This is a genomic window from Metabacillus sp. B2-18 (assembly GCF_021117275.1).
Taxonomy (GTDB): domain Bacteria; phylum Bacillota; class Bacilli; order Bacillales; family Bacillaceae; genus Metabacillus.
The window spans coordinates 289,698-316,518 of sequence record NZ_CP088246.1; the positions used below are offsets into that span (position 1 = coordinate 289,698).

Consider the following 26,821-nt stretch of genomic DNA (forward strand, 5'->3'; position numbering starts at 1 on the left):
TCAAGCAAAACTTGTATACTTTATTCTAGCAGTCACAATCATCTGCCTCCGTAAAGAAAACGACAGCATCTTCTAGTAGTTCCGTGTTATAAATAATTACATATAAATTTTCCATACTAATTTCTTCTTCAAATACTAAAACATCCATATTGATTCCTCCATTACAATAATTAACACAAAAAAGCACCGTTGAAAAAGGGCATACCTATAGCCTCTTTCCCAACGGTGCTTCCGTGGATTATTGTGTGTTTTTTAGTTTTATAGATTGATTATACCTACATATTTCTAAAAGTACAAGCAAAAAAATGGCGAGAAATAACACGTTTATTGTGGTTTTAAAAAGTTCGTCCTTATGGTGTAGCTTCAGGAAAATGCGGATTTACAAATATAAGTAATGTACAGATACAAGCTATGCTACTCTTGTTACGCTAGGAAAATAGATTGTTTACAACGATACACTTTACATAGTAGCCAAAACCCATTAAAATTTATATTCATGATAGCCAAAACCCACAATATTAAGGAGGTATTATAATGCCAAGAGTTTATTTGACATTAGAACAGGAATTGTTTAGACGCATCGAAGAAGATGCAAATAAAAATAATATTACTATGAATTTGCTCATGCAAAATATATTCGAAAGAGTTTATTTGGGTGGTTTAAATTACAGTGATATTGTTGAAAAGATAGGGTCAGATACAGTAGGATTCGATTATACTGCTGCACTAAATGAACTTATTAAAGAAACAAATGAAAGAGATGACGGAGAATTTACACTTGTGATGTTAGATTCATTCTCCAAACAATGTATCTCTACAGTTGAAAAGGGCTACTTACAACCGTCCACTTTAAGAGCGAAACTTGGTAAACTTTATAATTCAGTTGTCGAAAAAGATAAGAATAAAGCTAATAAGGATAAAGTTCTTCCAGGTGTTGAAAGGGCTAGAAATGATAATGGAGATTTGAAATTTATATCTAGAACTGCTGTTTATGTTAAGAATTCTATAAAACAAAAGTAGAATGCAGTAATACTAAAACAGCCTACATTAAAACTAATAAAGAGCATGCTTTGATCAATCTTTGTTCAAAACATGCTCTTTATTAACTTTTATATCAAGATTATAGACTCGATTCTATCAAACCTTATTTAAAAGTAAATTATTCTTTGTGGAAGTATTAGGTACTTTTTCATACGTCTTTCGCTTTGTAGTAATATATAACTATATTAATTGAGAAAAAGTAGGTAGATATTAATGGATAATATATTAATTGATATAAAAGATAGTGTATTTGAAAGCAAAGATGAAGCAAGTTTGTACGTGATAAAAGATGTGAATAAACATGGGGATGTATTTATATTCACTATACCGGAGTATTCATTTTCATGGGTTGTTAAGAGTGAAGATGATTTAGAATCATTGAAGTCTTACAGAATTCTAAATAGCGTGGAAATAAAAGAGAAATTAATTAATGAAATGAAAAAAGCAATTAAAAAACTCTAGAGGTTTAACATCGGTGGATATTTCCTTTTCTGCCTCGAAACTACTAGTTACATCATTTTAAGTTTCTAATAACATGTAATAAGAGGTGGTTTATATGATAAGCCCGATGTTACTAGAAAAGGCAATTGAGCCGATTAACGATAATACTTATTTGACAGAATTGAAACTTGATGGGATAAGGCTCATTTGGACTAAATTTAATGATAAGGTTCGTTTATATACACGTCACAATACAGAAGTTACATTTAGATTTAAAGAGCTGCATGATCTAGATATGCCAAACGGTACTATACTCGATGGTGAGCTTATCGTCCCCGGTGATGACGGTAAACCAGAATTTGAGTTAATGATGGAGAGGTTCCAATCCTCTAAAAGTAATCATTTTATTCAGTATTGTGTGTTCGATATCATTCAGTACAATGACCAGAATGTAACGTCCCTTCCTCTTTTAGAAAGAAAAGAATTACTTTCAAAAGTTGTTACACCTATAGAACATGTAGTGTTGGGGCAATTTATTCAAGGGCATGCAGTAGAGTATTTTGATTTAGTAAAAGAAAGAGATTTAGAAGGAATAGTTATTAAGAAGGCGGATAGCCCATATGAACTGAATAAGCGCAGTAAAACATGGATAAAGGTGATTAATTATCAATATGAAAATATCTATCTCACAGCTTTAAAAAAGGGTGAGTTTGGAGTTAACTTGGCATTTGAGGATGGATCTTATGCTGGGCTAATGGAATTCATGCCAACTGACGAAAGAAAGAAACTCTATCAAACAATGAGAAAAGTATCTGAAACTGAAAAATACATTAGGATAGAGCCAATTAAATGCCAGGTGAAATATCGAAATTTAACACGTTCAGGATTATTGCGATTTCCATCTTTTCATCAATGGTTATAAAAAAAGTCAGACCTATTATTTTACTAATCTCCCTTAATCTCTCTGAACTAATTGCTTTTAAGACAGATTCTTGATAAATTTAATATATAGTTATTTTTTCTTGCTCTTATGAGCCTTAATTTTTGAAGCATTCAAGCCCTATGGGTGGTATTTTTTCTTTTTGAAGGAAAAGTCTGCCTATAGGGCTTTTTGTATGCAAAAAACAGTTAAAAGGAGGATTTTTTTGAGATTACAAAGGTTTGTTTCTTCAATAGGGGAAAGTTCAGTACCGGAAGATATCCACGCTCAAAATACTAGGAAAATTCGACTGATTTCTTTAATGTTATACGACAAAGAAAAAGTTGGAGAAGTAGATTTTGATTCTTTTACTCTTGATGATCTTGTATTAGCAAGAGAGGAAATTATTGATTATAACTCTGACGAGTTCGATGAAGGACAAGTCGACTTCTTTCCTAATGCTGAAAATGGATTATATCATGTGAATCGATTAGCTCATATATCTAAAAAAGTTAAATCAATTCAATCCATTAGGAAAAAGAGGAGGTTTTTTTAGTGGCTAAGTCAGCTTATCTATCTAATGAATGGTTAATGGCTGCTTATAGCACTGCAGATAATTTATTAGTAGCCAAATTAATGCATGATGAAGGAGTTCCACTAGCACCGGAATTAACATTTTTTGTAGATTATCACTCCTACAAATTTTCGTTATTTTGGGTCGCGCTAGGTGAACTCTTTTTTTATGAAAAAGTAAGCGAAGGTAATAATGGAAGTACGGATGGAGAGTATCTCATTACCTGCAAGGAGCTGTCTGAAATATACAAGATTAAAGAGCTGCTAAAAGGGACTAAGGATTATTTTATGTTCTGGGAAGAGTGTACTAATCTTGTTGATTTTCTTGATGTATCAGCGGAATTATTCGAACTGTCTATTAAAGGCGAGTTTACAGACAATGGACTTCTTCTGAAATTCGTAGGAGATCCTTATTACTCTGAATTTTTTACACTGTTGCAAGGTATTTTTGAATTTAAACAATATCTAATTCTATTTCTAAATACCTGGAAGGACAAGATTAATACAATTTCTAATTTAGGAGGAAATAAATATGACTCAAACAGTCAACGAAGTTCACATTCAGCTTAAGGAGCATGGGGCTGTAGTGAATAACTTATGGAATGGTATGTCTGTTAGTAGGAACTATATCTCACCTACAGATTTAGCACTATCGATGTTAGATATTTTGGAGGATAGCGAAATTATTAGGCATTTGTTATCAACAAATACCTTGGTTGAATTATTTACTCCATATCTTGAAGCAATAGCTGGGATACTGGTGAACATGAAGAAGATCTTATTCAGATTATAGACATGATAACCGGAAATGTACCCGATTATGGAGAGAAAGCAGTTAAGTTATTGTTTACTCAACTTAGTAGTCGCTTTAATCCTATGGAGCTTTCTGTTCAAGAAACCAATAAGATTTTAAAAGTATTTATAGATAAATTTAGTAGGACCAACTTTAGTGGAGAGTATGAGTACACTCTATTAATTGATCTCTTCTGTAAGATACTTGAGAAAGTCAATTTACTCGGAGATCGTTCGGTTCCTTTCTTATCGCCGATTTTAAGGAAGATATATCAGCAAGCTAACTTTCTAGATGATAAGGAAATAATAAATAGTCTATTTGAGGTGACAGCTTCTAAAGCTGATAAAAGTGCAGTATTACGTGTATTAGAGCCGTATATCAAGAAAGAAAGAGTATGTTCAAGCCCATTGCTCCCGAAAAATTGTTTTATCTATCAAGAAATGTTGGATGGGACAGTTTTAGTTGGAATAGAGGTTGAAGCTCAACGATTTGATGTTAAGTATCATCGTAGGGATTTCAAACAAGTAGGGCATCCAAACATGCTTTTTTTATTTAAAATACGTGGTCAAGAGGTATTGATGTCGCAATTAGTGTGTATAAAAGATAAATTACTTAAGCCAACAACTCAATTATATCGTTACCCATTCAGTAACGTATTTAAAAGTTTGTCATGCTGTTGGCCAGATTTGCAGTCCTATAAGGTTAAGGATTTATCAATGGTAGGTACACTTCCATATGCTTTTATAAATTCCCCAAATAATGATCATGCGTACTTTGGTGAGAATTTAGGAGAGAAGTTTTATTTTCTACAAGATAATGATTTTAATCATGAAGATCTAACTCCAATTGAAGATGGTTTAACCCTTTCTGATTGGCTAGAGTTACAGAAGTTTGAAAAGAAGTAACTGTCTTTTTTCTAATGAATTAAGAATATAATACACATTTTAGGAGGATAAAAAAATGTTTGAAAATCAATTAAGTCTATTTGGTGAGAATGTTAAGTTTATTAATAAAGAGGAAGATAAGAGTAATGAAAAGCAACAGGCAAAAAAGGAAGATAAAAAGTCGAATAAGAAAGAAGTCGTTTCTTCAGCAAGTGATAAAAAAGAATCGAAGAAGTCAGTTGCAGCTAAGACTCAAAAGGTCTTTGAAAATATTAAAGAAGATTGGACTATCCATTATTATTCTAATACTTTCCAAGTTACAGAGTTTGTAAATGATATACCGGAGAGTGGTATTTCCACTGAGCAATTGAGAGAAGAAATGGCTAAAGAATTCTTTGAAATGAGTAGGGATCGTACTTTTTGGGATATTGATAAAGAGAATAAACGACTGTTTCCTCGTATTACAGGAGGAGCAAAAGGATGATGAAAAAAGGAATTCACACTTACAGCTGGTCATTAACTGATCTACTAAAAGAGGGATTAACACCTTTTAATATTGTTGCCTCTAAAGACGGACGTTTATATGAAATTAGAAAGAGTGAGTTTGGGACGATGTCTGTTCCAGTTCAGTCTCTTCAGCGATTAGAAGAAGTACCTACAGGATTTCAAATGGATTTACCAAAGATACCAGGATACTTGTTAGAGCGGGTTGTAACATTCTTTCGTGATTACTGTTTAGAATTTGATTATGAAGTAATGGTTCAATTTTTTTGGAACAAAGAACTAGAAAGTTATGAGGTTAGATGCCCGATTCAATCCGTTTCTAAAGTAGAAGTTTCTTTCACGGAGTCTATATATTCAGAGGACCTTGTAGAAGTACTTCAAATTCATTCACATAATTCAATGCCTGCTTACTTTTCACCTACTGATAATTATGATGAAAAGAGATTTTTTATCTATGGTGTTATAGGAAACTTGCATACACATAAACCTTCAAAGGTGTTAAGAGTAGGTTTTAATGGATTCTATTATGAATTGGAATATGATCAAATTTTTACAGATTTTGATATTACAAGATATAGAGAATATCCTCTTGAATGGAAAGACAATGTTTCATTTACAAGCCAAATTAATGGAAAGGAAGAAAGATAATATGGAATCTTTACATATTTTAGAACCAGGAAGAGAGAAAATATATTTTGATATTGTACAAGTAGGAGCTGGCGCCAATGGCGGCCAGTTCTTTCGTTCATTATGTCAGGATATTGCAACTCACTTTAGATCCTTTAATGAAGATAATCAGGACGTTACTTTCGGGGTAAACATGCTTTTGTGCGATGCTGATCGCTATGAAGATCACAATTTGTCAAATCAATTGTGTACTCAAGAAGATATTGGTGAATTTAAAGTGGATGCGTTAAAAGAACGGTATGAAGAAGTTTACGGATTAAGTATCGGTAGCATTCCACGATATGTAAAAACGAAAGAAATGATTGACCAATTATTCTCAGATAAAGGTATCTCAGATAAATATCAAACAGTAAAAATTTTAGTGGGAATGATTGATAATAATAAAACAAGACAATTGTTTCATGATTATTTTTACTCTGATGATATTGAAAATCTAATTTGGATTGATGCTGGAGTCACAGGGGTTAATATTTCTTCTAGTGATAGCAAAGTTATTAGGGAAAGCGGATTTAGTGGGCAAGTTGTAGTAGGTTTTAAATATAGAGGAAGAGTGATATTGAAACCCGTTACAGATGTCTTTCCAGAAATGCTGGAAGATGCTAAAAGTTCGTTTCCTGACGAGTCATGTGGGGAATTAATTATAAATAATCCACAACGAAGTGCTACAAATCGGATGGCTGCTACAATGGCTAATAATGTAATGTACAATTTATTTCACTCACAAAGGATATATAGTCACATAATAAACTTTAATGCTCAGACATGTATGAGCGGAGGAAGGACAGGCTTTATTACAGAAGAAGATATTAGTATGCTTGAAAATCTAAAATCAACTGAAGAATAGGGGCTTTCGCTCCTATTTTCCCCACTTAAACCACTATACTAACTTCAAATTAACGTTTTCAAAATTTGGAAATATTGATTAAAATATATTGCTATGATAAAGTAAGACTATATGACTATTTTTCCAGTAAAAGCACAATATATTATACATTTGTATGTGTTATATTAGATTTATTTAATAACTAAGAGGGGACGAAATTAAATGATATGCCAAACAATAGAATAAAAATTACTATTAATGTAAAAAACTCAACTAAATTAACATTAGAACAAGCACTTAACTACTTCCATAAACATGAGTTTATACAAATTTACGGTATACATAGATTAATTCCACTAAATACCCTTATTGAATTATTAAATATATCACGGTCCTCATTTGAGAGAACATTGTTTAAAAATGATTACTTTAAATATTATGAAATTACTGGAGAAAATTTACCGAGAAATAAATATTATGTAGATCAGAAAGACTTATTAGACTTTTTTGTTAATCATTGTAATTTGAACTTTAACAAGATTGTTTATAATGATAATGGAGATAAACTTGTACTTCATAGGCTTTCTAAAGGTTCTATATCAATAAAAGACAAAGAGTATTTAGCTGAATTATTATCTTCAGGTGCTTGGTTTTCTAGCAAGATGATGGAAGACAAATTTAATAGAACCAGAGCCATAATTTCTAGGTTATCTAATGTTATTGATTCCGTAACTTTTTCATTTCCACAGAGTAATCGTCATTTTAGACGCTATTTAATATATCAACCAGATGATTATTATCTTCATATCATAAAGAACTACGAAAAATTTACGAGGTTAATTAAAATTATTGAGTAATCTATAACATAATGCTATAATATTCCCATATGTTATTTATGTTTGCTCATTGAGCCTTTTGTTGAAGTTTTAAGCCCTATGGGTGGTATTTTTCCTTATTGGAGGAAGTATGCCCCATAGGGCTTTTTTGCGTTTATTAAATATAATGGAGGATTTTAAAAATGTTCATATCAATAGTTTTAACTCTATCAATTCTAGTATTGAGTTGTTCACTTTATTTGTTTTCTAAAAGTGCTGAGATTAGAGCCAAGACACGAACAGAGGCTCTGTATACTTTTCAGATTACAAAACAAAATGAGTCGATTCTTACTCAAATTAATAGGATAAGTGAAAGTAGTATACAGAGTGAACCATTACATAATCCTATAGACAACGTCGAAGACAGGTTAGTAATGGATGTACAAATTACAAATGATCAGGTAGAGCAAGAAGAACTATTATTAAATCCAGCAACTGAAATTACAAATGAAACATTACTAAGCATTGAAGATCTTAAAGAAGTAGAAATAGATAGTCTGTCGGCTGCATTTCTAGAAAAAGTTAATGCTAAGGAAGATATACACACTCTAGTTGACGCTGTGTCTGAGGAGGAAAAAACGACTCAAGGCAGTGTAGAGCTGGAATTACAAGAACAAGATACTAAAAATTCCTGGTTTAATTTTAAAGAGGTTGATTTATTCCTATGTGACCGACCTGAAAAGGGGCTCTATTATATTGCAGGAAGACTCATTGAAAAAATCGATGAATATACTGCTTTTATTGGAGATGGAACAGCTGACAGAATGTTTGAGCATCAAAAATTATCTTCTTATGAAGAGGGAGATATTATCATAGCTCAAATAAGTGTTAGTAATCATATATGGACAGTCTTAAATGTTTGGGGAATTGATGATGAGAGTACTTACTTAACACAAAATAGTTTAGGTAACACTCATGTATCTTGAGAAGCGGGGTTAAAAAGGGGTGAATGATCTCTTTTTACTCTCTCTGATAGGATTAGTGTTAATGGGTTTATAGTCCTATGAGAAAGGGTCATACTTACAAAAAATAAGTATTTTTTACTTGAAATACTTTACAAGCATACATATATACGTATAATTGTAAGAGAAACTTGAAAAAAATGTCGTTTTTGGAAATTGGAAAATGGGAATTTTGGAATAAATAAATATGTTAAATTTTCATATTGGAGGGAAAAGTTATGGCAAAAAATGATATTTATATTAGTAAAAATGAATTGATCGAACGTACTATGTTGTTGGTTGGAAATTATTTTGTTAGAGAGGCTCAAGACTTATGTAATGAAAAATCAGGGAATGGAAACTTAGAAATCATATTTGCCATGAAGCAAAACCCTAGATTAAATCATAGCTATAACGTAAAACCTGAAATAAGAAACGGTAGTCTACATATTTCCCATCCTACAAAGGAATATAACGAAAAGCTACTACGATTAAATAATGAGATTGTATATAGTATTGTAAGTATTTATATCTCTAGTAAAGCAATTGTTCAGGGGACAATTACCTTTATTTTTGAAAAGGGTAAAATAATAGATTGCAAGTTCAGCAGCTCATTTATTTATAGAGATCTAGAACGATAAATTTGTTAAATATTCATATTGGAGGGGAAAGTTATGGCAAAAAATGATATTTATACTAGTAAAAGTAAATTGATTGATCGTACAATGTTGTTGGTTGGAAATTATTTTGTTAGAGAGGCTCAAGACTTATGTAATGAAAAATCAGGGAATGGAAACTTAGAAATCATATTTGCCATGAAGCAAAACCCTAGATTAAATCATAGCTATAGCGTAAAACCTGAAATAAGAAACGGTAGTCTATATATTTCCCGTCCTACAAAGGAATATAATGAAAAGTTGCTAAGATTAAATAACGAGATTGTATATAGCATTGTAAGTAATTATATCTCTAGCAGAGCAATTGTTCAGGGAACAATTACCTTTATTTTTGAAAAAGGTAAAATAATAGATTGCAAGTTTAGCAGTTCTTTTATTTATAGAGATCTAGAACGTTTTGGAAAAGAAGCATTTGATTTAGAAATAGACTTTCCTGAAGAAGAAGACTTAGTATAAAGGTATAGGTGATTTTATGGAAGAAAATAAACCGCTAATACAATTTGAAGATGACACCATTCTTCCAAAGCTACCTTCTGATAGTAACATGAATGAATGGATGCTCGAATTCCTTTCATTTATACAGCAATGGGGGCTTATAGCCTGTGTAATTTTTTGTTTAATATGTTTGGTACAGGTCCAATATTTTAAAGCAAGAAAAAACCCACAGGCTTCAAGGTTTTGGAAGTTTATTGCGTGGGGGATGGCTTTCTTAACTGTATTCTGTGCCGTTTTTCCATATGTAGTGTTAAGGTTTTACTAGCGTTATCCACCATGCTCCGTAGAAGAACGGAGTTTTTTTATAACTATCAATTCACTTTTGTGAAAAAATGTCGACAATATTTAAGAAGGAAACTATAATAGAAAAAACATATTATACTATACGTATATATGTATAACAAATAGGTTAGGGAGGATAATACAAATGCCAACCGCTAAAATTATTCCGTTTCCAATAGATAAAGCAAATAAGATAGATACTGGTAGCCAAGTAAGTGTCTATGATCTGTTTCCAAAACAGGTAGTAGACGACTTTATGGAATATCACAGACAGTCTAGTGATTGGAGAAATCATGCACGAAAAAATACAATTTATGATGGATACCCTTGGGTTGCTCCATGTGATCCTGTAGTTGAAGGACTTGTTTGGTATACAGATGAGATGAAAGGATTTGGTGTCTGGGTCCTGAATAAATCAGGTGAGGAAATTCAACTAAATAAACAGTTTGATTTTGGCTGGAGCCCCTTTGTTAGAAAAAGTACTGCCCCACCTCATGAGCCTGTCCATATTCAATCCGTTGAGATTCGTAATTATCTCATATGGTATGTAGATGAAGACGGATATGGCCAGTATGGTATGTTACAAAAAGATGGGACAGTTTGGTTACCACAGGAAAAGCCAGCAAATTGGGAAAGTTAATATCGGTTTGTTTTTAATTCTGGAATATTGAACCTGTCATTACAAAATAGTGCCGTTTAAAGCATTGAATAAAAGACGTATGATGTGAAATAAGGAGTTTATTAAATTATGAATGACAGTTTAAGATTAATGATTTATTAGTCTATTAGGTATATTCGTTTGTGTGGTAGCTTTAATATTCTTAGGTTAGTTTAACTAACTTCAAATTATGCTTATATAGTTCAGTAAAGAACTAAAATGCGACATAAAGAAACTATTAACCAACGAACGGATAATAGCCTTATGAATCAAAATATAGTAATAAAAGTTCGTCGATTATTGATCTTAGTCTTTGGGCTTTAACAGATTGTTTGCCAGAAATACTACATACAAGTAGGTATTTGTTAATCGTTGGTTCTAAAAAGGGATGAATAAGAAAAGTTTTGTTCATTATTGCCTCCTATTAGAAAGATTTACTCAGTGAACAATCTATTCATCTTATTGAAAATTGTTCCGACTATCTAAAGACGTGAAATAAGGTGGCAGTTTATATAAGAGAAAATTACTTTGTTTTTCGCTTAATAGTCAGACATAAAAAAGCTATAACCCATCGATCAAGTAATAGCCCTTAAGGAGGTAAAGTGTGAACTATCTTGTGATGAGCAACTTTTCCAAGGTTACTCATCACCATGACCATGAAGATGATATTTCATTAGTAATATATTAAATAAATATGTTAATGAACTGGACAATTGTTGATTTGCGTCACAATTCGCTTAATTAACGACTATATTGTGATCTTCAAAATTCTTTATTGCCAACTCAACAGTTGAGATTCAGTTAATCTTACCAGGAGACATCTATTCTATATGAGATAGACACTACTACCTAACTCCAGAGTATGGTGTTATTCTTATAACAACTTAGTAGTAACTCCGAATAAATATCAAGAACCAGTTTACAAGGAGAATTATAAATCCCTTTAAAATAAAAACAATCTTTAGGAGTGATTTATTTGTTAAATTTAAATCTTGCACAGCAAAAGTTGGTTGAATATTACGGTAAAAATGTAAGAGAAAGCGTGATATTCATGAATCAGAAACAAGTTCAAATGTTAGTCGAAACAGATAAGTCCTATGACATTGTTTTAATTACAGATCACACCAATCTTCCGATTGGGAATGTCGATGTTCTTATACAACAAAAGATACTTAAAACAGGTGATACACTAGAAGAAATGACTGCCTTACTAACTTCTCTACATAACGAAATCGAAAAGGGCTATAGTCAAATCGAAACTAAGCTAAATGACGTTATAAAAGATATGAAAGTAGCCATTCAAGAGGGCAATAACTTATTACCCTTAACGAAGGATCGATTTAATCATGACTAGTAGGGGTAGCGTCAGGAAAATGCGGATTTACAACGATAAGCGTATTTTCCTGACGAATTCTCTATTTTTAACAACGTTAAGAAAGTTTCAATGGTCTTAAAGAATCTAACGAAACTATTTTCTCGGAGTTAAAATGGTATTCTCCTAATAAATTTATATGTTCCCAACCTAGAGGTGACATATGGTGCAATAATTCTTCATTTAAACTATCAAACCGTTTTTGATATTCAACTGCTTTTGTTAGATGTAAAGTATTCCAGATACTGATGGCATTGATGATTATGTTTAAGGCACTGGCTCTTTGTAATTGATGCTGTATGGTTCGTTCCCTAAGCTCTCCTTGCTTTCCGAAGAAAATAGCTCGTGCCAGTCCATTCATAGATTCTCCTTTATTCAATCCTCTTTGTATCTTTCTTCTTAAAGATTCATCTGAAATATAATTAAGAATAAAGATAGTTTTTTCTATTCGACCCATCTCACGTAAGGCTGTAGCTAGGCTGTTTTGTCTTGAATAAGACCCTAATTTCCCCATAATAAGGGATGCTGAAACTGTTCCTTCTCGTATAGAATGAGCTAATCGCAAAACATCCTCATAATTTTCTTTAATGACCTTTGTATTTATTTGTCCACGTAAAATGGCTTCTAATTTTGGATATTCACTTGCTTTATCTATTGTAAATAATTTTGAATCTGATAAATCTCTTATTCTTGGAGCAAATTTAAATCCTAATAAATGAGTCAGTCCGAATATTTGGGCAATATAACCGGCTGTGTCTGTATAATGCTCTTCTATGTTTAGCTCCGTCTCATGGTGCAACAAACCATCTAAAACATGAATCGCATCCCTAGAATTAGTATGAATAATCTTTGTGTAGTAAGAAGAGAATTGATCACTAGTAAAACGATAGATGGTTGCTCCTTTTCCAGTTCCATAATGTGGATTTGCATCTGCATGTAGTGATGAAACACCTAGCTGCATTCTCATACCATCCGATGAGGATGTTGTACCGTCGCCCCAATAGGAAGACAATTGTAATTTATGATGAAAATTAACTAATACTGCTTGTGCTCTATTCATGGCATCTTCATACATGCGCCATTGAGATACATTGGCTAGTTGCTTATATGTAAGTCCGGGTGTTGCTTCAGCCATCTTACTCAACCCAATATTCATTCCCATTCCTAAAAGGGCTGCCATAATAATAATCGTTTCTTCTTTATCCGGTTTTCGATTATTGGAAGCATGAGTAAATTGCTCATGGAATCCTGTTATATAAGCAATATCCATGAGTAAATCGGTTAATTTTATTCTTGGTAGCATCTGATACAGGCTTGCACTAAATTTTTTTGCTTCTTCCGGAACATCTTTTTCCAAACGTGCAATAGATATCTTTCCTTTTTCAAGAGAAACTCCGTCTAACTTATTAGAATTGGCAGCTAACCACTTTAACCTTTCATTAAGACTTTTGGTTCTCTCCGTCATATAATCTTCGAATGATAAACTAACTGATAATCTCGTATTCTCCTTCGCTTCATTCCATGTATCTTCTGAAAACAAATATTCCTCAAAATCTCTATATTGTCTGCTACCAACAATGGAAACATCTCCTGCCCGAACATGCTCCCGAAGTTCCGTTAAAACAGCCATTTCATAGTAATGACGATTTATTGTTGTACCATCATCCTCGTATAAATGCCTTTTCCAACGTTTTGAAATAAAATCCACTGGTGAGTCATCAGGTACTTTTCGCTTTCCAGATTCGTTCATTCCTCGGATAATCTCTACAGCTTGTAAAAGTGGCTCATTTGCCTTTGTAGAATGAAAATCTAATACTCTTAATAGCGTCGGCGTATATTTTCTAAGTGAATAAAAGCGTTTTTGCAGTAAGTCTAAATAATCATAGTCAGCAGGACGTGCAAGCTCCTGAGCTTCTACTACCGAAGAAACAAAAGAATTCCATTCAATAACAGATTCCAAAACCTCAAAAACATCTAATTTATCCTTTTTTGCTTTGATTAAAGCCTGTCCGATGTTCGTAAAGTGTATAACCTTCTCATTTAGCTTTTTACCGTTTTGTTTCTGAATTTCTTCTTGAGCCTTACGGCCTTTTGATAACAGACTTAGTATTTGTCTGTCATGAATTTCAAATGCCTTATCCGTTAACTCCTGAGTAAGATGTAATAAATAGACGGTTAATATCGAATATCGTTTATTTTCTTGAAAGTCACGGAATGCATAAGGCTCATATCTTGAACCTAAGCGAGATAGCTGTAACAGGCGATTGCGATGCAAATGACTAATTTGTACCGTTTCTAACTCCATTCCTCGTATGTACTCTAGTCGTTTTATTACTTTTAGAAATGTTTCGGGTGAAGGATGACCTGGTGGTTCCTTTAACCAACCCAATATCGTTTTATTGGATTCGGATGGATGCTGCGAAGTAATGACCTCTTCCAGCTTTTCTTTTTGCTTTTTTGTTAGAGATTGATTAACCATATTAAATAGCTTCTTTTCAGCCATTGCCCTTGCCTCCCACACCATTCTTTCAAGTGTAGTGAAAGCAGGTAATATGATTTTATTTTTTCTTAGAAAATCTATGCATTCATGTAGTAAATGTATGGCATCACCATTTTCCAAAGCTACTTGATGAAGATGCTTAAATGTCATTCGATATTCTTTTAGGGTAAAAGTTACAAAGTCGTATTCACTTCGAATTTCTTTCAAATGATCCCAAAGTGTATTTTCTCTTTGAGGATAAAGACTAATCGTGGATGGCGTGGCACCGATTTGTTTCGATATAAAATGTATGAAGGAATCTGGGATGCTTTTGATATGAGTGTATGGCCAGCCGGGATACCGAAGAACGGCCAATTGAACTGCGAACCCTAAACGATTTTCTTCTCTCCTTCGCTTATTTATAATTTCTAAATCTCGTTTGGAAAAAGTGTAGTAGGTTCCCAATATCCATTCATCTTCAGGGATTTGCATTAAAACAAGTCTCTGATCTGGTGTAAGTAATTCTCTACCTCTTGCAATTTTCATGTAGTCTCATCCCATTTCTGTAATTTTTCAGTTAATTAGTTTAATTATATATCAATAGAGTGTACTCTATTGATACAAGTATAGTAGACTGATAAAATCATAGTTAAGAGTGTTTCATAAGACTTGTCTCAAAAACGAGGTGAAATTTTGCAGAAAATCGGTTATATACGCGTCAGTTCGACTAGCCAAAATCCTTCAAGGCAATTTCAGCAATTGAACGAAATTGGAATGGATATTATTTATGAAGAAAAAATTTCAGGAGCCACAAAGGAGCGTGAACAACTTCAAAAAATGTTAGAGGATTTACAGGAAGGTGACATTATTTATGTTACAGATTTAACTCGGATCACTCGAAGTACGCAAGATTTATTTGAATTGATTGATTTAATACGAAATAAAAAGGCAAGCTTAAAATCACTTAAGGATACATGGCTAGATTTATCAGAAGATAATCCATACAGCCAATTCTTAATTACGGTAATGGCTGGTGTTAACCAATTAGAGCGAGACCTTATTCGTATGCGTCAGCGTGAAGGAATTGAGCTCGCAAAGAAAGAAGGGAAGTTTAAAGGACGGTTAAAGAAATATCATAAAAATCACGCAGGAATGAATTATGCAGTGAAGCTATATAAAGAAGGAAATATGACTGTAAAGCAAATTTGTGAAATTACAAACGTTTCTAGAGCTGCATTATATAGAGAGTTGGCAGAGGATAAGTTTATAAAATAGCTATCAGTAAGATATCATTATCCATCAAAGGTAAAATTATAGGTTTTTTGGGTTTATCCTACTATTAAAAAAGCAACGAATCCGAAGACCTCGTTGCGTAATCGTTTATATATTGTCAACATTTGTATTTATTCTTTCTTATAAAGGGTACCGCCACAATTTCGGAAAACTTTGTACGCTAGGCGAATTGCAACCTAATTAAGCTGATTTCCCTGTGCTTTTAAGAAACTGACTTTTTTTAATGGTTTGTTAAACTAAAGTAAGCTGTTACTTTCAATAGGCTGGCTGTTAATTTGACTTTAACCTTCAACTAGGGTATTTTTCCTATTTAATAAACGAACCACGAGTGGTGATGTTATCATTTGCAAAACAGCGTAGAATACAGCTGGGATAAGTATGATTTCTGGCAAGTCAGCTGTATATACTATTGCAGCAGCTATGCTAAATTCTTTTTTGCTGACTGTAAAAAGGACCGCAACTAAATCATCTTTATTTTTCACAATCGGTTTTGTAAGCAGGCCAATAAGATAACCAGCCATATTAAGCAAAAGTTGGGCAACGATGAGCAAGATAATCATCCCCATTGAAAACGAAAGAATCGATTCAGAACTGTCTGCTACAACGACAAAAACAAGAGCAATGTATATCAATGATGAAGAAAAAGAATAGACCGGTTCATACTTACTGATAGACGGGAATTTTGTTCGTATGAGAACAGCAAAAAACATAGGTAAAACGATGATTATAAATAGTTCCAATATCATTTCCTGAATGGGAATTTGAAATTCAATTCCAGTCAAAAGCAAAAGGAGTGGAGGTAGAATAAACGGCGATAACCCAGTAACTATACCATTCATTAATGATGCAAGTGCAACATTACCTTTCCCAAGATAAACTAATAATGGAGCTGAAACATCGGTTGGTAAGGAGCCGACAATCGTTTGTCCAATAGCAAGTTCTTCATCAAAAAAAAGTTCACCGATACCTAATCCGATAAGTGACATAGGAACGAATACTAAGAATATCGAGATGACTATTACCCTAGGTTTTTTTATTGCGTCCCTTAACATATTAAAATCAAAAGTGAGACTGATAAAAAACATGAGCAGGGCAAGCATCGGTGAAACCGTCACTTTCAATACTTCACCGATTTTTGGAAGAAATAAAGCGATAAATGTAGTAACAAGAACTAATGGTAATAAATTGTTTTCTACAACACGTAATCTTTCAAGCATTAAATTCTCTCCTCGTCTTTTCCTAGTAATCATATAGAGTGAAATAATTATTTTTACTGGAACACCCTTCATTTCTTTTAATCAAATAAGAGGTATTTGTGCACCCATACCTTTATTTATGTATTATAAGTAAAAATACAGGTTTTATCTTTCATATTCTTGACGTTTAATTAGAAAAAGAGAGGTGTAGGAATGGAAGAATTCCATTGGAAAGCTATAGAATCATGTAATCCGACGTATGATGGTCATTTTTTCTATGCATTAACGAGTACACTAATTTTTTGCCGTCCATCGTGTGCATCTAGAACTCCAAATAAAAAGAATGTTCAAATCTTTTACTCTGCCAAAGAAGCTGTGAATAGTGGGTATCGCCCCTGTAAACGATGTAAACCAGACTGTTTGGAATGGCAAGGAGCTAAAAATGAATTGACGATTCAAGTAAAAAAATACATTCTTAACCACTATGACGAAAAGTTAACATTATATCGTATAGCTAAGGAAATAAATGTAGATCCTTATCATCTACATCGCACATTTAAAGCAGTTACAGGCTATACACCATTACAATTTATGCACCAATCCCGGATTGAACAAGCAAAAGAGTTCTTATTAACAACAAATCAATCTACAACGGAGATTAGCTTTAAGGTTGGGTATAGCAGCCCTTCTCATTTTTCTAAGGTTTTTAAAGAAAAAACCGGACTTTCTCCCTCTTTTTTTCGTTCTAATTTTCACAACTGATTTTCACGTTTGTAGATGGCACCTTCTTATTAATGGAAGAAAAGGCAAATCCCGTCTTTCTCTTAAAAAGGGAGAAATCGGACTTTTTAGAATAAAAGACTCTTAACGTTGTAAATCCGCATTTTCCTGACGCTACCCCTAGTAGAATAAAATTCCTTAATATGGTATGCTATATAGAAATATAACCAATGGCGGAAGACGCAAATGAACCTGATAAAACACAGGTTTCGTTTGCGTCTTTTTATTTTTCAGGGAGGTATATTTATGCAAACCGCTCTTCTTCATAATGGGAATGCAGTAAACACTATAGAATATGACGAATCAATTCACGGGAGCAGGTTGTTCTGCATTGATAAAAACTGTCAGGCTCCGTTGATATATGTAGGCAAGTCTTCTACAATGAATGCTCATTTTAAGACAACTGGTAAAGGAGATTCACGGCATTTAAAAGGTTGTGGTTTTTATGAGAGACTCGATATCTTAGAATGCGTTAATAAAACAAAAGAATACCAGACACAGATGTCTGATAGTTTAAGTGAAACAATTATTAGACTCAGCATGAACCGAATAGATCCTGATTATCAAAGTAAGACAATAGAACGCGAAACAAAAGAAGAAAAAAATGAAGAAAAAAAAGTTAAATTGAAAAATGAAACAGAAACTCCTCAATCGATAAGCTCGGTAAAAGGAGAAGTAAAGCTACTTACGGAGTACGAACCAGATCTGCTTGCAACAATCCTCATTAATGTAGGAAATGGGCGAAAGATACCCATTTCTGAGTTAATCGTTAACCAGCAAGATGCACATCACCTCTTATGGTTAGATCGAACATTACCTAAAGTTGGTTATTTTGTATATGGTCTTATTGATAGAGTGATTAAGCGTGAGAAGGTAATGTACATTAACTTTAAGAAAGAAGATGATGTTCCTTTTACTATTGTTATCTTTCAAAAATATTGGAAAGAGTTCTCGTACACGGAAGAAGATTTAGTTGGGCAGCATGCACTAGTTTATGGCAATTTAAGAAAAAATGAATATGAAGGTAATCAAAAAACAGAAATGCTTATAAAAGGTGATAAGTACCTTGAAAAGTTTAAAACAAAGAAACAATTAAATAATATTAATACCACTAAAGAGGATGAGTAAAATGTGTGAATTTCTTATCGGAATCGATATTTCTTTTACCAGAAATAACGTTGATGTTATAGGTAGAGTTGTTAAGGCATATCCGAATACAGTGATTGTTGAAATTAGCCAGGATGATGCAGAAAAAATTGAGTCACCAAGCACATTAACGGTTGTAAATCACAAGAATTATAGAATTCTAACAAGTCCTATTGTCAATTAATAATCTATAAAGGAATGATGAGTGCTTTGGAAGAGGATCGTAATCATACTGTTCAGTCGATAAATTTATATATTGAAAAGAAGCGGAATGAAATGGTCGAAGCTGCAACAATACTAGGATTTTCTAACCCTCAAACACTTCGATTATCAGAGGAACTTGATATGGCAATTCTGTCAGTAATGAATAAAAGTATTAAAAAGGAAGTCTAGTGTGATACAGGCTTTCTTTTATTTTTCAGTAAAAAAATGTTGGGTATTTTTTACCATTAATATGTTAATATATTCTATAAATAATTAGATTTTTTGGGGGAAATCATGAAAAAAATAATGTTTTTAATTACCTTTTCCATTGTTTCACTGACTGGTATACCTGATATTACAGCAGCCAGTTCATCTACAACGTACATAAGCGCAAACAACCAAGGAAATAGACTAAAAGATTTAACGGAAGCTTTTAACAATAAGATTAATAAAGGTGATTTAATACTTATCGATAAAAGTTATGATAACTTTAGTTCGGAAATCAAAAAGACTGAAAGAGCAATCGGTAAAGTAAGTGGATCAGCAAATAGGAAATCCCTGAATGATAAGTATGTTACTCCTGCTAAAATAGCTAGAGAAAGAGTTATATATGAGGTTTCGCAGGTACGATTAATAAAAGATATTGAAAAATTAATTCAATATACAAATTATCGTTCTGCAATTGAATCAAGTAATAAATTAGATCGATTAAAAAGAAGAGCTTCAGAGATAAAATTAGCAGGAGGTTATAAAGCTCTTCCTCAACAAATTAATAATTTCTTAGTAAATAAAGAATCAAACATACAGCAAGTTATCAAAAATAAAACTTTCTCTGTGATTAAAGAAAGTGTATCTCCTCGAACAATTAGAATGAACGAAGTAATTGAGATAAAATTCACTGAAACACTAGGATATGTAGATGAATCAATGGTAGAAATTACAGATTCTAATGGTAAGAAATTCAATCCTACGTCAACCTGGTCAAGAGGTAACACCCTAATTATCAGCAATAACACATTTGAATTCGGTAAATCATATACACTATCTGTTTCAACTAATCTGTATTCAAATAATAATAAGATAATTAATGCGAAAGTTATTATGAAATTTCAAATAGTAAAAGAAACTGTAGATAAAACTATAATATACAATACTATCCTAAATTCCTTAAAGAACAGCGAAAAATCTATACAATTTGATAGTAACAATAAAGAATTAGTATGGAATACCTTTAAAGAAGTGCTTAAAGATCATCCAGAACTACTTTATATAGAATCTGATTTTATATGGAATAATGGACGAATAGAAGTAAATAATTCATATCTATTTACCTTATATGATGGAAAACAATCACACGAGCTTATAAAGAAAAAAAATGAAGTCATTAAGGAAATAATAGATCCTAATATGACTGATTATGAAAAAGTTCTAGCTATTCACGATTATGTCGTCAAAAACACAGTGTATGATTATTCAAATAATGTCCATTGGCAATCTAATTGGGCATATGGTGCCCTTGTAAACCAGACCGCTGTTTGCGGAGGATACACGAACGCTATGTATTATTTATTAAATGAAGTTGGAATAGAGAATATTGATGTTACTGGATCGGTTCGTGGAATTGGTCATGCATGGAACAAGGTGAAACTTGATGGTGTATGGTACAATTTAGATGCTACATGGGATGATGTTTCTAAAGTTCCAGATAGTTCAGTCAGGTATGACTATTTTCTAATATCAGATAATAAATTGGCGTTAGATCACACATGGGATAAAAGAGAGTACCCTGAAAGTTACGATACTCGATATGAAAACTTAATTAAATAATACAATTGAAGCTTCCTATATCTAATAGAGAAGCTTCTTTTTATAGCTAGATAAAATTTGAGCTGTGATAATTGTACTTTGAAATAAAGTTGAGTAGAAACATTTCTTTGGATATGATTATCTAAAGGGATCTGCTAAAATTACGAGCGCATCTAAATTGATAGATAGATAAAAAAAGATAAAATTTAGGGGAAATAGGTGGTTATGTGGTAACGAAAATTAATTTAACTGAAGACATAATTGTTGCTGTTTCTAAACTGATTGATGACTCAATGTCTAATAGAAGAGATCCAAGCCATTCTGATTTAGAATTTCAAATCAAGAAATATGGACTGGAACAAGGAGATCCAAAAGCTCAAGGTCAAACAGTTGGAAAAGCTAAGAGAGTTCGATATGTACTAAATTGGGCACTAGAATTCAACATAGATTCAGGGGAAAAATTATTGGTAGCTTTATTAAATTTGGTACGTGGAGTAGGAGGTTTTAGAAAGGGATCTTCAAATTATGTTGGGGAAGAAGAAATAATAAACTTACAGCAAATATTGAAGAATAGTGGCTATTATCTGGACGACACAGGAAATATAGGACACTTAATTTTAGATAATATAACTGAGTTTGAAATGGAAGAGGCCTTATGGAATTATGTTCGTAGAGCAAAAAAGGGACAAGAAGATGCAGCCTTACTTACAGGAACAAGTAAAGATTTATTGGAGGCTGTAGCAGCACATGTTCTAGTCAAATTATGGGGTACATATCCACAAACAGTAAACTTCCCAACATTATTGGGACAAGCTTTTGTTGCTTTGGGGTTAAAAACATCATTAGAAGAAATAGACCAAGCTAATCCAGTAAAGAAAGCTAAAATAAAAATGGAAACATCTTTATATCAATTAGGTTGTTCTATAAATTTGTTACGCAATAAAACAGGTACTGGACATGGTAGACCTTTTGTCCCTGAAATCCCTCATGAAGATGCGCGTTTAGCAATTGAAGGTATGGCTATAATTTCAGAATATCTATTAAATAAAATGTCTCTTCACCATTTTCTGTGATAAACACCTATCCCAGAAATAAGTTAGCTTGATTGTGTCGCAATCAAACTATCTCCTTCTTCAGCTTGTAGACTACTTAGTTAGTAACTTGGATGCGGTCAAGTGCTTTCCTTGACGGCATCCAAGTTACTAACTACCATACTGATAGCTGAAGAATAAAAGAGAGTTATGCTACTTGTTTTTTATAAGTGTTTCCTGTACATTCCAGAAATACACGTAATCTAAACCGTTCTAAATTTCTATAACCATAGGCTCTTCTTTTAATGTTTTTAACCTTATGGTTAGTACCTTCGGTCCTTCCGTTTGTATATCTTGACAAGAAATATTGAAGAATTTCAGCTTTCCAATTTTCAAGGGTTTTAGCTACCTCATGAAAAGAAGGATATGGACTACTCCATGCAAGTTGAATCCATTCTTCAAACGATTCTTCTGCATCATTATAATTATCAAGTTTATACATTTCTCTGAAGGTTTCCTTAAGGTAATAAGCTGAAGCAAGTAAAGGATATTCTTCTAATAACTCATCTAATCGGACTTTTTGTTGTTCAGATAACTTTTCATACCCTTTTAACAATAGGAATCTGGCTTTCTTTAACTTAGGGTATTTCTTTCTGACTTTATCTAGAGCTTGTGTAACTTTTTGAACAACATGATACTTATCAATCACTATCGAAGCCAAAGGAAATAAAGATTTAATTGCTTTGTGAAACGGATCCCACATATCAACTACAACCGTTTTTACAGCTTGAGATGATGAAATGTAATTTGTTAACAACTGAGAGGTAGACTCATAACTACGTTGATGAATCATACCTAGAATGCATCCTAGCTTTGCATCAAGAAGTACCGTTTCATATCGATGACCCTTTCTAACGGCTACCTCATCTAGGCTTAAGACAAGGTCATCTTTGTCAGTAGCGTGTGTAATTGCCTCTTTGTGAATAAGTGCTTTTTCATGAGCCACTGAGTAATAGATCCTTTCTAAAGTGGTATATGGAATATGGTATTTCTCACTAACATGTTTAATGGTTGTATCTTGGCAAAGTTGATACAGGTGTTCACGGAGACGATTAGTTTGATGTTTACCAGGTTCTATTGAATCGTAACACTCTGAAAATACTTCAGAGCAATTTAAACATCTATACCGTTTTACCTTAATAAGCAGATATACTTGCTTATTTAATATATCAAGATCTCTTACTTTTCTTGTCCTTCTATCATGGACAAAAGAAGAAAGAAAACCACAAAAAGAACAACGTTCTTTTACTGAATTCTTTTGAACAACAACAACATAACTGGAAGTCAAATCTTCCTGTTTAACAACTTCAAATTCTGGCAAATCTAGTGATACGGAAAGCACTTTTGGATCCTCCTAATGTGTAGTTTGGTCGCTAACATTATTGCCAGGATTTCAAAAGTGTTTTCTTATTTTTTTCTTATCACAAAATTTGGTGATGAATCAATAAAATAAAAAATGATTAATCCTTATTCAAATGTATGGGTTTATAATTTTTAATAGATTAAGCTAACGGGTTAACTGGATTTCGAACAGTAAAAATCCCCATAATTGGTAACAATCTTTTGGTATATTTAGTATAATATTTATTTCTTCATTATATAAATTAATTTTAGGAGATGGTACAATTTGATCTGTTAGTAGAATATCATTATTAATGGGGGATCATGACATGTACAGCAAGACTTTCAACAAGATAGCTTTCTTTTCGGTTCTAGTTGTATTTATTTTTAGTATTTCGGTTGAGGCTTTTGCTTTAACAGGAAATGGTACGCAAGTACAACTTAGAAATGGGCATTTAGAAGTGAAAGAAGCTTATTTCTATGATACTAGTAAAGCTTTGATTAATGAGGGACAAGTAGATGATAGTGATATAGATCAATTTAATGTAACATTAAGAATCTATGATCATAATAAATTAAAGTGGGCTGAAGCTGGGGAAAAGGTTGATATCGTATTAAAAAATGAAAATGGAACAGTCTTATTCCAAAAAACGTTCTATACTAATAGTGCAGGGTATGTATATGGACATATTTTAACAAGTGATTTGCCATCAGATTTTTATCTTGATGTATATATAGAAGCTAAAGTTATAAAGCTTAATGGGGTTACTTCTGAAGTTATTCAATCTCCAACTTTTAGTATTGATTTATTAGAAAGTGAAGATTTATTGAAAATAATAAATGATATATCTACAGAGCTAGAAGAGGAATTTCCTAGTGAAAAAGTTTTAACAGAACAAGAAAAAATAGAACTGGTAGAAATAATTACAGATCAAGTTAATGTATTTGAAGCTGATGTGGAACAGGCAATACTTGAAGCAAAAGAAAGTGAAATAAAAGAAGTAGAATTAGAAGAAATTGAAAACTCAGTAGATTCCAGCATGATTCAAGCCGCTGTTACTTATGATACTAAGACTACCTATACTGTTGCTAAGATATACCAAACAAATTTAAGTAGTGCTAATTCTATCAAAAATTCATACAATAGTTTTGTGAAATCTCGTGGACTAATGTTTGCTAATTCATACAGACTAGGAATGTTTTACAATTTAGTTAAATCAAATGGAGCTTGGGATTTAAAACGAAAATTAGGAACAAAAAACACCTATAAATTTAAAGGTATCAATAAAACGGGAGAATACATCGGTAATCATCATTATGGTTATATGGGAAAAGCTATTGGTTTTAGTGATACAACTTTAAAAAGCGCTGCCGGAATGTATCAAATTAAATCAGGTACATCAAATTGGAAATTTATTTCTTCTTATTTCGATGATCCATCAGATCAAGCAGCTATTACTAGTGGTTACACAGACTATAATAAGGGAATACGTTTTAGAGTATTAATTGCATAAGTATATGATATGTGAAACTAATAATTATTAAGGAGTAAAAAATGAAATTTAGCAAAATATTGTTAGGAATAATTTTATCAATTATACTTTTGTTCGGCATCCTATTCCTTATCTTAGATTCATTTATTCGTGTTGAACTTGATGAACTCAATGGAACTGGTGAAATTCAGGAAACATATTTTTCTCCAAATAAAAAATATCAGGCTGATTTTTTTATAATTAATGAAGGAGGAGCAACAGAAGGATATCAAGAAAGGGTATCTATTACTTCCCTAGATGATAATCGAAAAGAATTTAATGATAAAACCATCTATTGGTTATATCCATCAAACGATAAGATATCAATAGTGTGGGAAAGTAATAATATAATAATAATAAATGGGAAAACAATAGATATTAAAGATCAGAATACTTATTATAATTGGAAAAAGGATAATAAATAAGAGTTATAAAGGAATGTATCAATTTTTTGATACATTCCTTTATTGTAAACAAGATTATGTTAACCCTACGTAATGAGAGTGTAAGCCTCAATAAACTTAACGCCAATTTAATTATAAAAGGAACATTATCAATAAAATGAACTGTTTGAAGTAGCAATACCATTGAAATCAAACTATATTTATATCTTTACCTCAACAATTATTTTACTTAATCGAAATATCTGTTCTAAAGTGTCCTGCACATCAATTTCTATTAAAATTCTTGTTGGTTCTATAATATTAACTTTTTTCACGATCTATATTGGTCAGGAATTTTAGATTATTACTATTACACTTTCTCTTGAAAAAGCATTATATAATTAGTAAATAAGTGTTTGTGCTAGTATTTATTAATTGATAAAATTTCCCCCTACTTTTACTCCTGCATGATCCTCTAAATTTCGGCGTCTTCTTAAATACCTCTCGGTAGTTAAAAGAGACTCGTGACCCAGCATATCTTGTATGCTTTTGAGGTCAATACCTTTATCAGCAAAATAAGCAGCTGTGTAATGCCTGCAGGTATGAGGAGTAATATTAAACCTTTTACTTCCTTTTTCATGGAGCATCTTTCTTCGCTTGATAAATGGAAATATATGGCTGGTCGTGAGTATTAATTTAGAGAATTCAGTACTTAGATAACTAGAATTGTAATGCCCGCCACTTGCTTTAGGAAAAAAGGCAGTTTCATCTACCTCGGATAACTCACTGTAAATTCCTCTTCTTTTTCGAAACTCACTAACAACCTCCAGAACATCATTAAAAATCTTAGCATTTCTCTCCTTGTTCCTCTTACCTGTCACACTTAAGAAATAACTATCACTTTTAGGATAATAAAAAAGGGAAGACCAATTAGCTGTTGCCAGTTCATCTATACGTAATCCAGTTGAAACCAATACATATAACAATGTGTAAGCAAAATAGTTTTCTTTTTTAAAGTATTCTAAGAGCTGCTGCACTTCATGATCATAAAAGTCACGATTAACAAGCTGTTCTTTATCGACACTTACCCTTTTTAACATAATCGTTACATCTTTTTTAATGGCACCTCGTTTAAAAAGGTATGTTAAAAATTGCTTAATAACAGTTGTTTTTCTTCTTAAAGTTGAAGGGGCAAGATTTTTTTCTTCTATTATATATTGGTATTTTTGAACATCTTCTTCATCAATATACCTGATCCCCCCAAATTGACTTGCAAACTCAATAAATTCTTTAACATCCCGAAAATATTCCCTCTTTGTATTATCTGATCTTTTTTTGCCAATTGTAGGTTCATCATGCAGGAAAAGGTAAAGTAACATTTCGTCCGGAACATGATCCCAGGATACACTTGAAAAACCATTGTCTATGAAAATCTTAAAAAATTGATTATTATTCCAAAATTCTGGAGAAGATAAATTTAAATCATATTTATTACCCTTTAATATAATCTCCATAATTTCCCTCCTGCCTCTCTTGGATAAAGTTGTAAATAGAACCTTGTCCAAGCTCCTACAAATCTTAAACTTCTCTATTTCTAATTTTACA

At 32.3% G+C, this 26,821-nt stretch carries 31 protein-coding genes; 25 read left to right on the top strand and 6 right to left on the bottom strand.

The genetic code is table 11. From position 1 onward, the window contains the following. Positions 1–25: 25 nt before the first annotated feature. Positions 26–148 (bottom strand): hypothetical protein, encoded by a 123-nt coding sequence (locus LPC09_RS27480; RefSeq protein WP_269217447.1) that lies wholly within the window; start codon positions 146–148, stop codon positions 26–28. Positions 149–534: 386 nt separating this feature from the next. Between LPC09_RS27480 and LPC09_RS27035 the strand changes: the two genes are divergently transcribed. The 15 genes from LPC09_RS27035 (at position 535) to LPC09_RS27105 (ending at position 10,575) form a co-directional block, all read left to right on the top strand. Next, positions 535–1,020, top strand: coding sequence for a hypothetical protein (locus tag LPC09_RS27035; protein WP_098797054.1), 486 nt, complete (start codon positions 535–537; stop codon positions 1,018–1,020). A 234-nt stretch (positions 1,021–1,254) separates the two neighbouring features. Further along, a complete protein-coding gene (locus LPC09_RS27040; protein ID WP_098797055.1) occupies positions 1,255–1,503 on the top strand; it encodes a hypothetical protein in 249 nt (82 codons plus the stop codon). Positions 1,504–1,597: 94 nt separating this feature from the next. After that, positions 1,598–2,404 carry an ATP-dependent DNA ligase gene (locus tag LPC09_RS27045; RefSeq protein WP_231309826.1) on the top strand — a complete coding sequence of 269 codons (807 nt, stop codon included), beginning with the start codon at positions 1,598–1,600 and terminating at the stop codon, positions 2,402–2,404. 223 nt (positions 2,405–2,627) lie between these two features. Then, positions 2,628–2,957, top strand: coding sequence for a hypothetical protein (locus LPC09_RS27050; RefSeq protein ID WP_141549703.1), 330 nt, complete (start codon positions 2,628–2,630; stop codon positions 2,955–2,957). After that, the gene (locus tag LPC09_RS27055; RefSeq protein ID WP_212137917.1) at positions 2,957–3,544 is read left to right on the top strand and encodes a hypothetical protein; all 588 of its coding nucleotides are present in this window, start codon (positions 2,957–2,959) and stop codon (positions 3,542–3,544) included. Before LPC09_RS27050 ends, LPC09_RS27055 begins: the two co-directional genes overlap by 1 nt. After that, entirely contained in the window at positions 3,507–3,767 is a 261-nt protein-coding gene (locus tag LPC09_RS27060; RefSeq protein WP_231309827.1) for a hypothetical protein, read from the top strand. Before LPC09_RS27055 ends, LPC09_RS27060 begins: the two co-directional genes overlap by 38 nt. 2 nt (positions 3,768–3,769) lie before the next feature. Next, a complete protein-coding gene (locus LPC09_RS27065; RefSeq protein WP_231309828.1) occupies positions 3,770–4,672 on the top strand; it encodes a hypothetical protein in 903 nt (300 codons plus the stop codon). 55 nt (positions 4,673–4,727) lie between these two features. Continuing rightward, complete coding sequence (locus tag LPC09_RS27070; RefSeq protein WP_098798160.1) at positions 4,728–5,135, top strand: hypothetical protein; 408 nt, start codon at positions 4,728–4,730, stop codon at positions 5,133–5,135. After that, the gene (locus LPC09_RS27075) at positions 5,132–5,803 is read left to right on the top strand and encodes a hypothetical protein (protein WP_212137921.1); all 672 of its coding nucleotides are present in this window, start codon (positions 5,132–5,134) and stop codon (positions 5,801–5,803) included. The genes LPC09_RS27070 and LPC09_RS27075 overlap by 4 nt, the downstream gene beginning before the upstream one ends. 1 nt (position 5,804) lies before the next feature. Next, positions 5,805–6,686, top strand: a complete 882-nt coding sequence (locus LPC09_RS27080; protein ID WP_231309829.1) for a ThiF family adenylyltransferase — start codon at positions 5,805–5,807, stop codon at positions 6,684–6,686. Positions 6,687–6,892: 206 nt separating this feature from the next. After that, a complete protein-coding gene (locus tag LPC09_RS27085) occupies positions 6,893–7,522 on the top strand; it encodes a hypothetical protein (RefSeq protein ID WP_098798163.1) in 630 nt (209 codons plus the stop codon). 161 nt (positions 7,523–7,683) lie between these two features. Beyond that, a complete protein-coding gene (locus tag LPC09_RS27090; protein WP_212137923.1) occupies positions 7,684–8,466 on the top strand; it encodes a hypothetical protein in 783 nt (260 codons plus the stop codon). A gap of 254 nt (positions 8,467–8,720) precedes the next feature. Continuing rightward, positions 8,721–9,122 carry a hypothetical protein gene (locus tag LPC09_RS27095; RefSeq protein ID WP_098798165.1) on the top strand — a complete coding sequence of 134 codons (402 nt, stop codon included), beginning with the start codon at positions 8,721–8,723 and terminating at the stop codon, positions 9,120–9,122. Positions 9,123–9,155: 33 nt separating this feature from the next. After that, complete coding sequence (locus LPC09_RS27100; protein ID WP_098798166.1) at positions 9,156–9,614, top strand: hypothetical protein; 459 nt, start codon at positions 9,156–9,158, stop codon at positions 9,612–9,614. Between the two features lie 466 nt (positions 9,615–10,080). Then, entirely contained in the window at positions 10,081–10,575 is a 495-nt protein-coding gene (locus LPC09_RS27105) for a hypothetical protein (protein WP_098798168.1), read from the top strand. 280 nt (positions 10,576–10,855) lie between these two features. Here LPC09_RS27105 and LPC09_RS27110 read toward each other — a convergent pair whose 3' ends face one another. After that, positions 10,856–11,005: a hypothetical protein gene (locus LPC09_RS27110; protein ID WP_176551127.1), complete on the bottom strand. Its 150-nt coding sequence runs from the start codon at positions 11,003–11,005 to the stop codon at positions 10,856–10,858. Between the two features lie 564 nt (positions 11,006–11,569). Here LPC09_RS27110 and LPC09_RS27115 point away from each other — a divergent pair. Then, the gene (locus LPC09_RS27115; protein WP_098798169.1) at positions 11,570–11,947 is read left to right on the top strand and encodes a hypothetical protein; all 378 of its coding nucleotides are present in this window, start codon (positions 11,570–11,572) and stop codon (positions 11,945–11,947) included. Positions 11,948–12,023: 76 nt separating this feature from the next. On the opposite strand, the gene LPC09_RS27120 is transcribed toward LPC09_RS27115, so the two are convergent. Beyond that, positions 12,024–14,990, bottom strand: coding sequence for a Tn3 family transposase (locus tag LPC09_RS27120; RefSeq protein WP_212137927.1), 2,967 nt, complete (start codon positions 14,988–14,990; stop codon positions 12,024–12,026). A gap of 147 nt (positions 14,991–15,137) precedes the next feature. Between LPC09_RS27120 and LPC09_RS27125 the strand changes: the two genes are divergently transcribed. After that, the gene (locus LPC09_RS27125; RefSeq protein WP_212137929.1) at positions 15,138–15,719 is read left to right on the top strand and encodes a recombinase family protein; all 582 of its coding nucleotides are present in this window, start codon (positions 15,138–15,140) and stop codon (positions 15,717–15,719) included. Positions 15,720–16,018: 299 nt separating this feature from the next. Here LPC09_RS27125 and LPC09_RS27130 read toward each other — a convergent pair whose 3' ends face one another. After that, positions 16,019–16,954, bottom strand: coding sequence for a bile acid:sodium symporter family protein (locus LPC09_RS27130; RefSeq protein ID WP_176551085.1), 936 nt, complete (start codon positions 16,952–16,954; stop codon positions 16,019–16,021). Between the two features lie 192 nt (positions 16,955–17,146). Between LPC09_RS27130 and LPC09_RS27135 the strand changes: the two genes are divergently transcribed. The 6 genes from LPC09_RS27135 to LPC09_RS27160 all read left to right on the top strand — a co-directional run bounded on the left by LPC09_RS27135 (position 17,147) and on the right by LPC09_RS27160 (position 21,942). Further along, positions 17,147–17,695: a bifunctional transcriptional activator/DNA repair enzyme AdaA gene (locus tag LPC09_RS27135; RefSeq protein ID WP_098797460.1), complete on the top strand. Its 549-nt coding sequence runs from the start codon at positions 17,147–17,149 to the stop codon at positions 17,693–17,695. 264 nt (positions 17,696–17,959) lie between these two features. Beyond that, the gene (locus LPC09_RS27140; protein ID WP_098797461.1) at positions 17,960–18,841 is read left to right on the top strand and encodes a hypothetical protein; all 882 of its coding nucleotides are present in this window, start codon (positions 17,960–17,962) and stop codon (positions 18,839–18,841) included. Position 18,842: 1 nt separating this feature from the next. Next, entirely contained in the window at positions 18,843–19,043 is a 201-nt protein-coding gene (locus tag LPC09_RS27145; protein WP_231309830.1) for a DUF2187 family protein, read from the top strand. Positions 19,044–19,069: 26 nt separating this feature from the next. Further along, positions 19,070–19,252 carry an aspartyl-phosphate phosphatase Spo0E family protein gene (locus tag LPC09_RS27150; protein WP_176551086.1) on the top strand — a complete coding sequence of 61 codons (183 nt, stop codon included), beginning with the start codon at positions 19,070–19,072 and terminating at the stop codon, positions 19,250–19,252. Between the two features lie 105 nt (positions 19,253–19,357). After that, complete coding sequence (locus LPC09_RS27155) at positions 19,358–20,890, top strand: transglutaminase domain-containing protein (protein ID WP_212137931.1); 1,533 nt, start codon at positions 19,358–19,360, stop codon at positions 20,888–20,890. A 206-nt stretch (positions 20,891–21,096) separates the two neighbouring features. Continuing rightward, positions 21,097–21,942, top strand: coding sequence for an abortive infection family protein (locus tag LPC09_RS27160; protein WP_231309831.1), 846 nt, complete (start codon positions 21,097–21,099; stop codon positions 21,940–21,942). Positions 21,943–22,108: 166 nt separating this feature from the next. Here LPC09_RS27160 and LPC09_RS27165 read toward each other — a convergent pair whose 3' ends face one another. Next, positions 22,109–23,302 (bottom strand): ISL3 family transposase, encoded by a 1,194-nt coding sequence (locus tag LPC09_RS27165; protein ID WP_231307480.1) that lies wholly within the window; start codon positions 23,300–23,302, stop codon positions 22,109–22,111. A 328-nt stretch (positions 23,303–23,630) separates the two neighbouring features. On the opposite strand from LPC09_RS27165, the gene LPC09_RS27170 reads away from it, so the two are divergent. Beyond that, on the top strand, positions 23,631–24,815 hold the full coding sequence (locus LPC09_RS27170) for a polymorphic toxin type 44 domain-containing protein (protein WP_212137933.1): 1,185 nt from the start codon (positions 23,631–23,633) through the stop codon (positions 24,813–24,815). 41 nt (positions 24,816–24,856) lie between these two features. Continuing rightward, complete coding sequence (locus LPC09_RS27175; RefSeq protein ID WP_098797023.1) at positions 24,857–25,258, top strand: DUF5412 family protein; 402 nt, start codon at positions 24,857–24,859, stop codon at positions 25,256–25,258. Positions 25,259–25,647: 389 nt separating this feature from the next. On the opposite strand, the gene LPC09_RS27180 is transcribed toward LPC09_RS27175, so the two are convergent. Next, positions 25,648–26,730, bottom strand: coding sequence for a tyrosine-type recombinase/integrase (locus LPC09_RS27180; protein ID WP_098799148.1), 1,083 nt, complete (start codon positions 26,728–26,730; stop codon positions 25,648–25,650). Positions 26,731–26,821 lie beyond the last annotated feature (91 nt).